Consider the following 15,016-nt stretch of genomic DNA (forward strand, 5'->3'; position numbering starts at 1 on the left):
AGTCATGGGAACGTTTTCGCACCAATGGTTTAGCAGTATTAATGAGATTGATCAGGCGCAGTGGCAACGTTTATTTGGTGATGAACCATTTACTCAACATGCTTTTTTATATGCCCTTGAACAAAGCCAATGCGTAACACAAAAAAGCGGTTGGCAGCCCCATCACCTCGCTATTTTTGAAGATGATACGCTCATTGCGCTTGCACCTGGGTATTTAAAAAGTCATTCATACGGCGAGTACGTATTTGACTGGGCATGGGCTGAGGCATACGAAAAACACGGTTTAGAATATTATCCCAAATGGCTATCTGGCATTCCCTTTAGCCCTATTGAAGGCAAGCGTATTGCTATCGAGCACGCTAACCCTAATGCGGTGTATCAGTACATTACAGAGCAACTTAGCATACACAGTGCTGATCAAAGGTGGTCGGGGTGGCATGTTAATTTTTGCGACCAAGCCCAAGCAACATCATTAACTGAGCAACATGCCATGCTAAGAGTGGGTGTGCAATTTCAGTGGTTTAATAAAGGTTTTGAAACCTTTGACGATTTCTTGCAAATACTTAACTCACGAAAACGTAAGTCACTTAAAAAAGAGCGAGCTAAAATAGCGCAACAAAATATTGATATTGAATGGCTGCAAGGAACGCAAATTACGCCCGAGATAATGCAATTGTTTTGTGAGTTTTATCAGCGTACCTACTTAAAGCGATCTGGTCATTTGGGTTATTTAAATATGGAGTTTTTTACGCTTTTACATGCATTAATGGCTAATAACCTCGTTATTATGCTGGCCAAAAAAGACGACAGCGTGATTGCTGCAACACTTAGTTTAGTAGGTGAGAATACACTTTATGGGCGCTACTGGGGAGCAAGTGAGGAAGTAGATTCGCTTCACTTTGAGTTGTGCTATTACCAAGGTATTGAGTTTGCAATAAAGCATAAACTCAGCTGCTTTCATTCGGGAGCACAAGGTGAGCACAAAATAGCACGCGGATTTGAACCCGTACTTACCTACTCTGCTCACCATATTGTTGATGGCGACTTTAGTAATGCAATAAGCGACTACTTAAAGCGTGAACGCGGCCATATTGATATATATAAAGAGCAATGTAGCTCATTACTGCCGTTTAAAAACGAGTAACTGATTATTTGCAGGCATGGCAGTATCGCTAATAAGCGTAAGCCCTGCTTGCTTAGCTAGTTGTTCAACTGCTTCAAAATCTCTTATTCCACTTAAAGGATCGCGCTCTGTTAAAAAGGCACTAAAGTCATCATTACTTGGGCTGGTAAATTCACCAAGGTACTTAAATGGTCCGTAAATACACAACATACCGTCGCTATTTAAGTGACGTTTAACACCGTCAAAAAAACGTTCAACTAATTGCCAACTTACAATATGAAATGTGTTTGCAGTATAAATAGCGTCAACCTTATCTACAGGCCATTCATTATTTAAATCAAGCTCAAGTGGTGCATGTAAATTAGTTAAATTAGCTTCGCGGTGCCATAAATTAATCCCTTCGTGGTTTATAGCGCGATCACTTGTATGCCATTGTAAATGTGGTAATTGCTCTGCAAAAAACACACTATGCTGGCCTGTTCCTGATCCGACTTCGAGTACTGTTTTAGTATTTTTTAATACGTCCTTTAATTGCTCTAAAATAGGGGTTTTATTGTTTTCACAGGCTTGTGAAAATGGCTTTGTCATTACTGTGCACCAAAATTGTAGATTAATGCACAACAGTAAAGCAAATTTAGCTTATTTTGTCGTGATGAAAAAAAGGTAATTTTTAAATACTATAACTATCATATGGTTGAGCTGGCTCATTATGGTTGGTACGTAATATGCTTTTATATTGTTAACCCACTAAAGGGTTTAACTTATATTAAATTTCAAAGGATAAAATTATGCATATACCCCCTTATACCGCTGTAGACGCGGCCATTGCTATAACCGAAAAAACCACCGACGATCATAGTTACGCCGTTGATATGAGAGCTACAGTAATCGATTTACTTTCGCACCCTAAACATAATCAACAGGCGATGACCAAACATGAAACAGATCAGATATTTATTCTTGGCTACAATTAATACTCAAATTAGTATCGCAAATAATTTTTATAATAACTGTTTACACTGAAACCGATTAAATGTAATGATAACTATTATCGTTAACTTGAGTCGGTTTTTTTATGTCTTCAAATTATGCCCAGCATCGTTACCATCAAGAACTCTCTTGTCATTGCTTAAGACCTGGCCTGCATGCACCCATGCTCGTTGCCGACTACATAGAAACCGCCCTTAACGTCGCCAAAAAATTTGAGCAACAACATAATCCCTTGCTTCAAGAGTTTTATCTTAGGCGCACACACCATGAAATTATGAACAAAATGTGCGACCCTCTTATACATAATGCTATTCGTAAACAATGTTTAGAGCAGCTATACAAACCATTATTAGCATTAAAACGGTTTTATAAGGTGCATAACAATACTGCACAATTTTTAATACTTGAGCGTGAAGCTCGTATTCTTAGTCACGAATTCAACCCTTTTTAAGGAGCACACTTATGATCAACTTTAGAACAGAATCAGACAGCATGGGCGAGCTACAAGTACCTACTGATGCGCTTTATCAGGCGCAAACACAACGAGCGGTTAATAATTTTGCCATTAGTGGCTTATCTATGCCAAAGCAATTTATCACTGCACTGGCTTATATAAAACAAGCCGCTGCGCAAAGTAACTGCGAGCTTGGCCATTTAAGTAAAGACAAAGCAAATGCTATTGAGCAAGCTTGCCAAAGTATTATTGATGGTGAACATGTTGAGCATTTTCCCGTTGATATTTTTCAAACAGGTTCTGGCACAAGCTCAAATATGAATGCCAACGAAGTTATTGCAACGCTTGCTAGCCGGATAGGCAATGAAAGCATTCACCCTAATGATGATGTAAACATGGGGCAAAGCTCTAACGATGTAGTCCCTACTGCTATCGCACTCAGTAGCGCAATAAATGTAGTGTATGAATTACTTCCTTCGCTTGAAAACTTATCGCAAAGCCTAGAAAAGAAAAAAGCTGAGATAGGCCATATAGTTAAAACGGGCCGTACGCATTTAATGGATGCAATGCCTGTTACATTTGATCAAACACTAAGTGCATGGCAGTCACAAGTTAATCATGCCGCAGCAGGAATTAGACATAGCCTAGAGCGTGTATGCGAACTTGCACAAGGCGGTACAGCTGTTGGAACAGGAATAAATGCAGACCCTAAGTTTGCAGCCAAATTTGCAGAAAACCTGAGTGCCAATGTAGGCATTAGATTTACGCCTAGTAGTAACTTTTTTTATAACATCGGCTCACAAGACGCCATAGTAGCGCTTTCGGGGCAATTAAAAGTATTCGCTGTAGCACAAATGAAAATAGCGAACGACCTACGTTGGATGAACTCAGGGCCACTTGCGGGCTTAGGCGAAATAGAGCTAGAAGCACTTCAACCGGGCTCGTCTATTATGCCAGGTAAAGTAAACCCAGTAATACCAGAAGCCGCAGCCATGGTAAGCGCACAAGTAATCGGTAACGACGCGACCATTACAGTAGCAGGCCAAGCGGGTAATTTTGAGCTAAACGTTATGCTGCCAGTCATTGCTTATAATATTTTGCAAAGCATAGAATTACTTGCCAATAGCGCACAAGCATTGGGCGATAAAGCCATTGCCAGCTTTAAAGTAAACAAGCCTAATATAGATAAAGCACTCGCTAAAAATCCAATTTTAGTGACTGCGCTCAATCCGGTGATCGGTTATGAAAAAGCAGCAAAAATAGCAAAGCAGGCTTATAATGAAGCCCGCCCTATTATTGATGTAGCCGAACAAGAAACCGATTTACCACGCAGTGAACTCGAAAAGCTACTTAATCCCACCAAACTAACGCAGGGTGGACTTTAATAAACGATATTTTTCACGGCTTTAATTACTTGATAATATAGTTTTTATTGCCGTAAAAAATGCACCGTGTATGATAGTGATGAATATTTCATCACTATCAAGGTTTGTTATGCGTACCCCATTGTTAGCCATACTTTTACCACTTTGTTTAACTGCATGCTTAGATAAAACGCCAACTGAAACGCAGCAAGTAACAATAACCTCAGAAACTGAAGCGCCAAAGCAAGAGCTGCAAAAGCTAAAAGAAAACACTCAATTACAAGAAAATACAAAAAATAATGTAATTTCTGAAAGCGTTTCAATAAACGATTTAAAAAACGTTTCAATAGACGATATAAAAACAGCTAAAGCCGAATTAAATACGCTAATTACAGATACGCAATGTGATACCAGCACTCAATGCAGAATAAGTGCAGTAGGCAGTCGCGCATGTGGTGGGCCAAGCAGCTTTATTGTGTACTCAACAAAATCAGCGTCTGAAAAACAAGTAGCAGCCCTTAGCGATAAAATTACTAAGCTTGAAAGTAACTATAATTCACAAAAAGGGATGATGAGCATTTGTCAGCATTTAACAACGCCAAGCACGCAGTGTGTTGAAAATAAATGTGTTAAACTTGAAGGTTCAGCGGTAAGTGCATTTTAAGGATAACGTTATGAGTTGTTTACCATCGGCAATTAAACTATCAATTTTAAGCATTGCTAGCAGCATTTTATTACTAAGTGGTTGTGCTAGTACTGTGACGTCAAATGAGCAAAGTAAAAACTTGTCTGACTTAAACTATGATCTTAGTAACATGGTGAGTAATAACAGCTGCACTGCAAGCTTTCAGTGCAAAGTACTTGAAGTGGGCGCCCGCGCATGCGGCGGACCGAGTAAGTATGCTGTTTATTCAACGCTGAACACATATCAAGAAGAAGCAGAACAGCTTGCTCAACAAATAACAAAACAAGAAAAAATACAAAATAAAGCACAAGGCTTAACCGATTGTTCACCAGTACTTGAAGTGCAATCGCTGTGTATTAATCACCAATGCCAGTCGTTTGATATAAAATAAAAACGGTCGCGTATAATTTAATCTCAGCGTTAACCTAAATACGGAATTAACGCTGAAATTACAACCACCAGTACCACGCAAATACCCGCTTTTATAATGTACTTCATGGGCATTGTTTTAAGCACCCAATATGCATAAATAAAACGTACAAAATAACTCGCCGCAGTACCAAACAACGCAAAAATAATTAAGTAAGCAATTAAAACAATATTCATAAAAACCTAATTAAATTATTTCACTTTTTTATTTTTAGTGTGAGCTATTAATAAATCAGCTACTTGTTGCTTTACGGCTCGCTTATCATCGCTTTGTACATCAAAGCGACTGGCTAGTTGCGCTATTTCATCATCATTTAAGTTAAACGATAAACGTTGACGCGTTTTTTTAGACTTTACGTCTAAGCCAAGTATTTTTCGGATCATATCTGACGGCGTTAGCTCTTGATCAATTGCCTGCTTTTTTATCAGTTTTTGAACTTCGCTGCTTAGATCAAATGCCATTTGTGTGGCACGTACAGCTTGTTCCTGACGTAACCACTTGTCTTTAGCATCACTCACTTAGCGTCTCCGGGAAACAAGTCTACAATGTCTGACATTGGACGCATGAGCGTTAGCGATACATCGGTTTCGCCGCCATCCCAAATTTCGATATTTAAACCAAAGCCTTCATTATCTGACGCTAAACAAATCATTTCGCATGGTTCACCACCTTCTTGCTCATAGCGAGGCAATGTTTGATTGCGGTAATCTTTATTATGGAAATAACACACATAAGGCGACTCGCTTTGTTGATAACTTTTAGCTAAAAACTGCATAAAGCGCTCTGGTGTATTTTGCACTGTAATGTGGGTTAACGACTCTTCATCAAAAATACGCGCAAATTCATCAAGGCCAAATATCTCTTCAACTTCGTTTCGCTGAATTTTAATAGAAAAGTTAGCCCACTCTTCGCCGTCATCTTGCTCAATTTGTAAAAATACAACTTGGCCGCTATTTGTCTCAAGTACAAATTCAGTATCGCTGCTGTGCTGATATTGGTAAGTCTGAATATCAGTAACACGTAGCGTTTCACCTTTTAACCATGCCGGATAAGCAAATGAGTCGATAACACTAAACATGTCGCCTTTTTTAAGCTCGCTCGGATGATTAAGCTGACGCTCTGGCTCTTTTTTAGATTTGAAAAAATTAAACATAGGAAGGCTGCCTTCTAAGCAAAAAAGGTAACTGAGCAAAACTCGGTTACCTTTTTAAAGTATAAACGTAATGGTTAGCTATTTTGCTTCGCTTTGATGCGAGCTAAAATATCAGCACTTTTTGGACTTGTGTCGCCAATGCCTGCTTCAGCCATTTTTGCTTTTAAGTCATCGCCATTTACGTCTGACTCAAGTTGCTTTGCAGCACCTAGCTGGTCGCTACGATCTTGTTGACGCTGTTTAATGCGTTCAAGCGATTGACGAGCCGATGTCATAGACGAGCTGTTTGTATTAAGCGTGCTGTTAACAGCCATTGTTGCTTGCTGTACGCTTTCAGTGGTTTTTACCATTGTAAGCTGGCGCTGATTCTCTTTAATTGATTTTTCAGCATCTTTAACTTGCTGCTTAAGCGCAACAATATGGTTACTAAAGCCAGATAATACTTGCTCGTTTTCGGCTTTTTCAGCTTCAAAGTCACCAATTTTTTCTGCAATTTCTAATGCTAACGCTTCGTTACCCTTTTCAAGCGCTTGGCCTGCATACGCTTCGTGTTCCGCGATTGATGCATCTACAGCGCTAATTTTACGCTTAGTTTGCATTTCTTTAGCCATTACTTCTGTAAGGCTTTTTTTAGCGCGGTGAAGTGCATTTTGCGCGTCTGCAATTTCTTGCTCAAAAATACGGATGCCATTTTTGTCTACAATTGCTTCGCCTGCTTCACGAGCGCCGCCACGTACTGCTGTAAATAATTTTTTTAAAATACTCATAATCTTAACTCCACTAACTGGCTATTAATCGTTTAAATACAAGGTCACGGCTTCTAGTGCATCGATAGCGTTATCGGCTAATGTCACTAGTTCGTGGGTAACGTCATCTAATGATGAATTTACCGACAGTGCACCAAAAATCGCGTATTTGTTATCGATTTTAGCAAATGCACTCAGTGGAATTGGCACGTTTAAACGTAGTAATGTTTCGTTTAACTCGTTGCGTAATTCACTCTTAACTTCATCTTCGTCAAACAAGTAGCTAATACATAACAACTGCTCTTGCGTTTGTGTAACAAAAATTGGAAGTTCATCATTTCCATCAACAATGACTTGTAAAACATCTTGCTCGCCAGGGTTGGCAATCAAGAAAGACTCAAAGTTAGCGCCTTCAGTTTCAAAAGAAGCTAATTTTATTGAAAGTTCATTTAATTCCATGTCTCTGCCTTTTGTCGTTTGACATATTATGTCTGAGTTAAGATTCTCACGGCCGACATATTATGTCAACCATGTTTTGTTAGTTTTTATACAATTCGCTTTCTATTTGCCATGCAGTTCGGTAGTAATCATACAGCTGACCAGATCCTAACCTATTGACCTCAATACTTTTAACTTGTTCAAAGTAGTGGTTAGGAAATACAAAGCTTGCCAATAAATATTCTTTACTAATCCATCTTGATGGCACAGGCATAGCTGACGCATCATTAATACGGCCACTGGCCGACTGCCCCATTTTAGTGGCTATAGTCCAGCCCCACTGCCCAAAAGAAGGTATGTTTTGCTGATATTGCTCAACATACTCAAACCCTGCGGCTTTAACTGTTTTAGCAATGCTTAAAAACGCTTTTTTAGCGTGGTAAGGTGAAGTTGATTGAACCGCCATTGCGCCATCGGGTGCTAATAACTGACGTACATGATTATAAAAGTAGTCACTGTACATTTTATTTAGATCAGGGTGATTTGGGTCCGGTAAATCAATTAAGATAGTGTCGAACTGCTTAGATTGATCAAGCAGCTTTTCAACTTCTAAAAATGCATCACCCACAATTATGTTGGCTCGCGAGTCTTGCATCGATTTATTGTTTAGCTGTAGTAATCGCTTATTGATGTGCTCTGGGGGCGTAAAGTCACCGTCTTTATGACCAAATAAATTGAGAAGCTGCGCGTCTAAATCTATTAGCGTTACTTCACTCACAGGCCATTTTAAAACATCTCTAAGTGCAAGCCCGTCACCACCACCAATTATTAACACACGGTCGTGTCTGTTAGAGGCAAGCATTGCAGGGTAAACCAGCATTGAATGATATATTTGTTCATCAATACTTGAGAACTGCAAACGCCCATTTAAATATAAATCGGTGATTGGCTGAGGTTGGTTTTTGCTTAACCTTTCGGTTAAAACTACGTGCTGGTATTTGGTTGCTTGCGAATAAATTACTTTATCTTTGTATAAAACATTACTTAGATTGTTCATCCAGCTACTGCCAAATACTAAAATAAAGCCAAACAATGCCAGCAGTACTATATGGCAAACTAAAAGTGCCTTAGCAAAGCGTACATGGGCATGGTAACGCCATAAAAAAGCGAGTCCTGCGATGATATTAAATAACGCCGTCCACGCCGCAGCTTGCATTATAGGCATTGAGAGCATGATACTTACCCAAATGGCGGCACCAATACCAGCACCAATATAATCGGCACCATAAATAGTCCCTGCGTTGTTTTCTAAAAAACGACCATAAACGTGCTGACGAATGCGCGCTATAAGCGGTATTTCCATACCAATAAATAAGCCCAGTATTAAACCAAAAACATAAGGTAGAAAACGTGACCACTCTTGTAGCTTTTGAAATACGTAACCATTAAGTACAACATCTGGGGGTAAATTAAAAATGCTCGAAAATAAATGAGGAAGAGAATAACTTACAGCTATTACACCCGCTATCGCTAAAATGCAGCCCATGCCAACCAAAGCAATAATGCTTTCTAGCCAAGCAAAAGCGGTAAATGCATCTTTAAACCAACGCGCTAAAAAAGCGCCTAAGCCCATTGCTACAATCATAGTACCGATCATGGCGTAAATAGCGCTTTCTACTGAGCCAAGTACACGGCCCGCATAATGAGAGAGTAAGTATTCATAAATAAGGCCGCACCCAGCAAGCACGGCCATAACAGTAATTAGTAATATATCGTGCCCAAGTAAGCGAGACTTACTTGGGGGAGTGTTGGTTGATGACACTGATTATGCGCCTAGTAAGGTTGCCATAGTGATACCTACAGCAAATGATACTGCTGCAGAAATAGCTGCTACACCTACATTTTTTTGACGATTAACTTCATCGGAAATATCGCAACCAGATAAAATTATTTTAATTGTCACTAAGTGCAAAATAATAAATGCAACAAGGCTCACAACAGCGCTAATAGCCCAGTATAGTAAACTCGCATTAATGTTATCAGCAGCGTATGGCGCAACACCCGTTGCAGCTGTAATAGCTAATGCACTACCTATTAAAAATCCAGCGTAACGAATACCCACAGCTAAGTTACCATCAACAATTGCTTGTTGTAGGCAGTCGCCACTTTTGTTTGTACGCTTAAATAACTGCACTCGGTACTGGCTAACAAGTAGTAATACAACACTACCTATAATAAAGGCAGCAATTACAATTGGAAGACCATGCCAGCCATCAGTAGCCACCCATAAAAGTGCTGAGCGAATAACTATTGCAACGCTAACAACATGACCAAAATCAATTATTGAAGCTGTAACGTTACCTTTAACTATTTCGTCGTGCAGGCTTACTTTACGAAGCGCTACTTTATCTTGAAAAAAGTGACCCAACTTAATAAGTACAATTGCTAATGCGCCGTAAGCTAACATTTGCAGTGCTTCTTGTTGCAATGTTGCAGCAAAAGCACCACTACTTACACCTGTTAATACAATCGCCAGTGCCACTAAACCAGCGGCAAAGCTAATACCAAAAGCAAAGTTATCACGCTCTGTTATTTCATCATTTGCGTGTAAGTTTGAAACCCAACCTTTTATATATTTAAGGCTTACAAATAATAAAACAATAATTGCAAAATCAATCGCCAATGCTTGTAGCGACCACATAGTTATTCCATTAAATTCATACATATTATTCTAACTCCAACTTTATTCTTTTACTTACCACGGCTCACGCCACGAGAGGTTCTGCTACCGCTATCACGCACCGATCCTGAGCTATTGCTATAACTGCTCGAACGAGAATAACTACTGCGGCTTTTTGGTGGCGTATAACTACTACGGCTTAAACCGGATGCACCTGTTTTTTTACTCGCATAAGGGCTTGTAAACTGCTTACCTTGGCGTTGGTATGTTTGGCGCGTGCGTGTTTCTAGCGCGCTTTGGGTTTTAATTTGTTTAGGGCTTGAATAACGCGAACGGCCATAGTCATTGTAATAACTATACTTTCGGCGTTTGCTCCAACTTCCATATTCAACACGGTCAAATACATCGCCTAAAATACGGTACATGCCGTACCATTGCCAAAAGCTAATACCATTACTATTTGTTTGCCAGTTACCATAGTTAGGGTTACCTACCATTTGGTTACCAACACCCTCACCTTCAGCTTGCTTACTAATTGCGCCTACACGCGCTAAAGTGCCTTTGGACATATCAGCTAGCATATTAATAGGATCGGTTAACGCATCAGAAAATAGCGTAGGTTTAGACGCATCACGCAACAAATCAATACTATGCAACGTATCTTCGTAAGGAGGAATTAAGTAAGTTCCTTTAATATCTTTAAGTCGCTGTGTTAAACCACTATAAAGTGCGCCTCGGCGCGTTGCATCAAGGGTAATTACATCAACAACTTTTGTAAGCTCTGGCTGTTGTTTTTTAAGGAGCTCGCCATATTCTTTAAGTAATACAGCATTGCGCACATTCCCATTATCAAGCGCAGTACCAAGCTGTGACAGCTCTGTATCTGCTTTTTTAATAGATTCTTGAATTGTTTGTTGCAGCTGCTCTTCTTTAGATTGACAACCCATAAGCACTGCGAACAAACAAAACAGGCTTATAAGTTTCCAAGCTTTAATATTCGACATTCATGTCACCTGATTTACTAAATTAACTAAGGTAGTTTTACACAGGTCACTTATTAAACCAAGAATGAAATTGCAACAAAATGAGAAGAAGTAGCTAGCTTTTAAATCAGACTGTGATTTAGTGAAGATAATGAGTCGTATCGTGAGGTTAGAATTGAAGTAGAAGCTTTATAATACCAATCTGCTTATATATGGGGTCTATTTAACGTTAAGAAAATTACGCTAGAACTAGGCAAAAATTTTTGTATCTAGTAGTTCTAAATAAAAAATTTTAACGACGTATAGTGCAATTTAATTCGTTAAATTGATTAAAGATTTATGCAGGTTGGTATAAGGGTACTTTCAGCGTAGGGAGTCGCGGCGCTCACCCGACCTACGTGCTAGGTGTTGGTGTGTGTACATTAATTACGCGTATTTTACTTTTCTGCAGACGTAAAAAAGCCCGAATCGTTAGATCCGGGCTTTCTACAATTTAAAGTTGGTGCGCTACGCAGTAGGATGTCGTAGTGCCCACATCTACAACGGTGGAGGGTCACGTAGCAAATGCTACTGTATTGGCCGACTGAGATATTGAGAGGGTTTGTGATGTGTGTATATTAATTGCACGCATTTCACTTTTCTTCAGACGTAAAAAAGCCCGACTATTTCTAGTCGGGCTTTCTACAATTTGAAGCCTGGTAATGTCCTACTTTCACATAGCAAATGCTACACTATCATCGGCGCTGTTTCGTTTCACTACTGAGTTCGGCATGGAATCAGGTGGGTCCAAAACGCTATTGTCACCAAGCAAATTTGGCGTTAATTCGTATCGCTACGCACTAACTGAATTTGGAAAATATCTGATAATATTTTTTAAGTCTTTCTAAGTAATTTCTACTTTAGTTATATTAACTTCTTCGCTTGTTTCACTATCACATAAAACGCGTTTGGCGTTGTATGGTTAAGCCTCACGGGTAATTAGTACAAGTTAGCTTAATGGCTCACACCACTTCCACATCTTGCCTATCAACGTTGTAGTCTTCAACGGCCCTTCAGAGACTTTAAAAGTCTAGTGAGAACTCATCTCGAGGCCTGCTTCGCGCTTAGATGCTTTCAGCGCTTATCAGTTCCGAACGTAGCTACCGGGCAATGCCATTGGCATGACAACCCGAACACCAGCGGTTCGTTCACTCCGGTCCTCTCGTACTAGGAGCAACCCCTCTCAATTCTCAAACGCCCACGGCAGATAGGGACCGAACTGTCTCACGACGTTCTAAACCCAGCTCGCGTACCACTTTAAATGGCGAACAGCCATACCCTTGGGACCGACTTCAGCCCCAGGATGTGATGAGCCGACATCGAGGTGCCAAACACCGCCGTCGATATGAACTCTTGGGCGGTATCAGCCTGTTATCCCCGGAGTACCTTTTATCCGTTGAGCGATGGCCCTTCCATTCAGAACCACCGGATCACTATGACCTACTTTCGTACCTGCTCGACGTGTCTGTCTCGCAGTTAAGCTGGCTTCTACCATTACACTAACCGTACGATGTCCGACCGTACTTAGCCAACCTTCGTGCTCCTCCGTTACTCTTTAGGAGGAGACCGCCCCAGTCAAACTACCCACCAGGCACTGTCCGTAACCCCGATTCAGGGGCCAACGTTAGAACATCAAAACTACAAGGGTGGTATTTCAAGGACGACTCCACAACAACTAGCGTCGCTGCTTCAAAGTCTCCCACCTATCCTACACATGTAGGTTCAATGTTCAGTGCCAAGCTGTAGTAAAGGTTCACGGGGTCTTTCCGTCTAGCCGCGGGTACACAGCATCTTCACTGCGATTTCAATTTCACTGAGTCTCGGGTGGAGACAGCGTGGCCATGGTTACACCATTCGTGCAGGTCGGAACTTACCCGACAAGGAATTTCGCTACCTTAGGACCGTTATAGTTACGGCCGCCGTTTACCGGGGCTTCGATCAAGAGCTTCTCCCTAAGGATAACCCCATCAATTAACCTTCCGGCACCGGGCAGGTGTCACACCGTATACGTCATCTTGCGATTTTGCACAGTGCTGTGTTTTTAATAAACAGTCCCAGCCACCTGGTCACTGCGGCTCCCGTCCGCTTAGAGAGCAAGTCTCATCACAGATAGGAGCGTACCTTCTCCCGAAGTTACGGTACGATTTTGCCTAGTTCCTTCACCCGAGTTCTCTCAAGCGCCTTAGTATTCTCTACCTGACCACCTGTGTCGGTTTGGGGTACGATTCCATATAATCTGAAGCTTAGAGGCTTTTCCTGGAAGTATGGCATCAACAACTTCATCACCGTAGTGACTCGTCTCGTGTCTCAGTCTTAATAGCAACCCGGATTTACCTAAGTCGCCAACCTACTCACTTTCACATGGACTACCAACGCCATGCTTGTTTAGCCTGCTCCGTCCCCCCATCGCAATTATATCGAGTACAGAAATATTAATCTGTTTCCCATCGACTACGCCTTTCGGCCTCGCCTTAGGGGTCGACTTACCCTACCCTGATTAACATGGGATAGGAACCCTTGGTCTTCCGGCGTGGGAGTTTTTCACTCCCATTATCGTTACTCATGTCAGCATTCGCACTTCTGATACGTCCAGCATACCTCCCGGTACACCTTCAACCGCTTACAGAACGCTCCCCTACCACTCAGAATAAATTCTGAATCCGCAGCTTCGGTGCATAGTTTAGCCCCGTTACATCTTCCGCGCAGACCGACTCGACCAGTGAGCTATTACGCTTTCTTTAAAGGATGGCTGCTTCTAAGCCAACCTCCTGGCTGTCTGGGCCTTTCCACATCGTTTCCCACTTAACTATGACTTTGGGACCTTAGCTGGCGGTCTGGGTTGTTTCCCTCTTCACGACGGACGTTAGCACCCGCCGTGTGTCTCCCGGATATTACTTTACGGTATTCGGAGTTTGCAAAGGGTTGGTAAGTCGGGATGACCCCCTAGCCTTAACAGTGCTCTACCCCCGTAAGTATTCGTCCGAGGCTCTACCTAAATAGATTTCGGGGAGAACCAGCTATCTCCCGGTTTGATTAGCCTTTCACTCCTAGCCACAGGTCATCCCCTAACTTTTCAACGTTAGTGGGTTCGGTCCTCCAGTTGATGTTACTCAACCTTCAACCTGCCCATGGCTAGATCACCGGGTTTCGGGTCTATACCTTGCAACTAGTCGCCCAGTTAAGACTCGGTTTCCCTACGGCTACCCTATTCGGTTAACCTCGCTACAAAATATAAGTCGCTGACCCATTATACAAAAGGTACGCAGTCACCCAACAAGTAGGCTCCTACTGCTTGTACGTACACGGTTTCAGGTTCTATTTCACTCCCCTCACAGGGGTTCTTTTCGCCTTTCCCTCACGGTACTGGTTCACTATCGGTCAGTTGGGAGTATTTAGCCTTAGATGATGGTCCACCTATATTCAGTCAAAGTTTCACGTGCTCCGACCTACTCGATTTCACTTAAAATGTCTTTTCATGTACGGGACTATCACCCTGTATCGTGGCACTTTCCAGAGCCTTCCATTAACACATAATAAGCTTAAGGGCTGTTCCGATTTCGCTCGCCGCTACTTTCGGAATCTCGGTTGATTTCTTTTCCTACGGGTACTTAGATGTTTCAGTTCTCCGCGTTCGCCTCGTTAACCTATGTATTCAGTTAACGATACCTGCAAGCAGGTGGGTTTCCCCATTCGGAAATCCTAGTCTCAAGCGCTTTTTACTAGCTTGACTAGGCTTATCGCAAGTTAATACGTCCTTCATCGCCTCCAACTGCCAAGGCATCCACCGTGTACGCTTAGTCACTTAACCATACAACCCAAACGAGTCTTTGTTGTGTGACAGTTTAACTTCGCCAGAAGTTAATATTGAATACTAAAGTAGATACCAATCAATCAACTCCTAAGAGTTAATTAAATGGCACTGAATGGTACT

Annotated in this window: 15 protein-coding genes and 2 rRNA genes; 6 read left to right on the top strand and 11 right to left on the bottom strand. The window is 41.4% G+C overall.

Features of this window, described 5'->3' with window-relative positions; translation table 11 throughout:
• The first annotated feature begins 4 nt into the window (after positions 1 to 4).
• Positions 5 to 1,144: a GNAT family N-acetyltransferase gene (locus ABX891_RS01235; protein WP_309167901.1), complete on the top strand. Its 1,140-nt coding sequence runs from the start codon at positions 5 to 7 to the stop codon at positions 1,142 to 1,144.
• On the opposite strand, the gene ABX891_RS01240 is transcribed toward ABX891_RS01235, so the two are convergent.
• Positions 1,121 to 1,711: a DUF938 domain-containing protein gene (locus tag ABX891_RS01240; RefSeq protein ID WP_309167900.1), complete on the bottom strand. Its 591-nt coding sequence runs from the start codon at positions 1,709 to 1,711 to the stop codon at positions 1,121 to 1,123. The genes ABX891_RS01235 and ABX891_RS01240 overlap by 24 nt on opposite strands.
• 200 nt (positions 1,712 to 1,911) lie before the next feature.
• Between ABX891_RS01240 and ABX891_RS01245 the strand changes: the two genes are divergently transcribed.
• From ABX891_RS01245 to ABX891_RS01265, 5 genes are all read left to right on the top strand, one after another.
• Complete coding sequence (locus ABX891_RS01245) at positions 1,912 to 2,097, top strand: hypothetical protein (protein ID WP_010554833.1); 186 nt, start codon at positions 1,912 to 1,914, stop codon at positions 2,095 to 2,097.
• 101 nt (positions 2,098 to 2,198) lie between these two features.
• On the top strand, positions 2,199 to 2,564 hold the full coding sequence (locus ABX891_RS01250) for a hypothetical protein (protein WP_223231703.1): 366 nt from the start codon (positions 2,199 to 2,201) through the stop codon (positions 2,562 to 2,564).
• Between the two features lie 11 nt (positions 2,565 to 2,575).
• Positions 2,576 to 3,952, top strand: a complete 1,377-nt coding sequence (locus ABX891_RS01255; RefSeq protein ID WP_309167899.1) for a class II fumarate hydratase — start codon at positions 2,576 to 2,578, stop codon at positions 3,950 to 3,952.
• 109 nt (positions 3,953 to 4,061) lie between these two features.
• Positions 4,062 to 4,595 carry a hypothetical protein gene (locus ABX891_RS01260; protein WP_309167898.1) on the top strand — a complete coding sequence of 178 codons (534 nt, stop codon included), beginning with the start codon at positions 4,062 to 4,064 and terminating at the stop codon, positions 4,593 to 4,595.
• Between the two features lie 10 nt (positions 4,596 to 4,605).
• Positions 4,606 to 5,007: a hypothetical protein gene (locus ABX891_RS01265; RefSeq protein ID WP_309167897.1), complete on the top strand. Its 402-nt coding sequence runs from the start codon at positions 4,606 to 4,608 to the stop codon at positions 5,005 to 5,007.
• Positions 5,008 to 5,036: 29 nt separating this feature from the next.
• Here ABX891_RS01265 and ABX891_RS01270 read toward each other — a convergent pair whose 3' ends face one another.
• The 10 genes from ABX891_RS01270 to ABX891_RS01315 form a co-directional block, all read right to left on the bottom strand.
• Positions 5,037 to 5,222: a hypothetical protein gene (locus tag ABX891_RS01270; RefSeq protein ID WP_309167896.1), complete on the bottom strand. Its 186-nt coding sequence runs from the start codon at positions 5,220 to 5,222 to the stop codon at positions 5,037 to 5,039.
• Positions 5,223 to 5,237: 15 nt separating this feature from the next.
• On the bottom strand, positions 5,238 to 5,564 hold the full coding sequence (locus ABX891_RS01275; protein ID WP_010554828.1) for a hypothetical protein: 327 nt from the start codon (positions 5,562 to 5,564) through the stop codon (positions 5,238 to 5,240).
• Positions 5,561 to 6,199 (bottom strand): hypothetical protein, encoded by a 639-nt coding sequence (locus tag ABX891_RS01280; protein ID WP_024604733.1) that lies wholly within the window; start codon positions 6,197 to 6,199, stop codon positions 5,561 to 5,563. The genes ABX891_RS01275 and ABX891_RS01280 overlap by 4 nt, the downstream gene beginning before the upstream one ends.
• Before the next feature lie 74 nt (positions 6,200 to 6,273).
• On the bottom strand, positions 6,274 to 6,966 hold the full coding sequence (locus ABX891_RS01285) for a PspA/IM30 family protein (protein ID WP_004335088.1): 693 nt from the start codon (positions 6,964 to 6,966) through the stop codon (positions 6,274 to 6,276).
• Positions 6,967 to 6,990: 24 nt separating this feature from the next.
• Entirely contained in the window at positions 6,991 to 7,404 is a 414-nt protein-coding gene (locus tag ABX891_RS01290) for a YjfI family protein (protein ID WP_004335098.1), read from the bottom strand.
• 79 nt (positions 7,405 to 7,483) lie between these two features.
• The gene (locus ABX891_RS01295; RefSeq protein ID WP_354628761.1) at positions 7,484 to 9,205 is read right to left on the bottom strand and encodes a polyamine aminopropyltransferase; all 1,722 of its coding nucleotides are present in this window, start codon (positions 9,203 to 9,205) and stop codon (positions 7,484 to 7,486) included.
• A 3-nt stretch (positions 9,206 to 9,208) separates the two neighbouring features.
• Positions 9,209 to 10,108: a DUF350 domain-containing protein gene (locus tag ABX891_RS01300; protein WP_024597420.1), complete on the bottom strand. Its 900-nt coding sequence runs from the start codon at positions 10,106 to 10,108 to the stop codon at positions 9,209 to 9,211.
• Positions 10,109 to 10,134: 26 nt separating this feature from the next.
• Positions 10,135 to 11,067: a hypothetical protein gene (locus tag ABX891_RS01305; RefSeq protein WP_033020991.1), complete on the bottom strand. Its 933-nt coding sequence runs from the start codon at positions 11,065 to 11,067 to the stop codon at positions 10,135 to 10,137.
• Between the two features lie 672 nt (positions 11,068 to 11,739).
• Positions 11,740 to 11,854 (bottom strand): 5S ribosomal RNA (gene rrf / locus ABX891_RS01310).
• Positions 11,855 to 12,003: 149 nt separating this feature from the next.
• A 23S ribosomal RNA gene (locus ABX891_RS01315) occupies positions 12,004 to 14,893 on the bottom strand.
• Positions 14,894 to 15,016 lie beyond the last annotated feature (123 nt).

Source organism: Pseudoalteromonas sp. NCIMB 1079 (genome assembly GCF_040567695.1).
GTDB classification, from domain to species: domain Bacteria; phylum Pseudomonadota; class Gammaproteobacteria; order Enterobacterales; family Alteromonadaceae; genus Pseudoalteromonas; species Pseudoalteromonas distincta.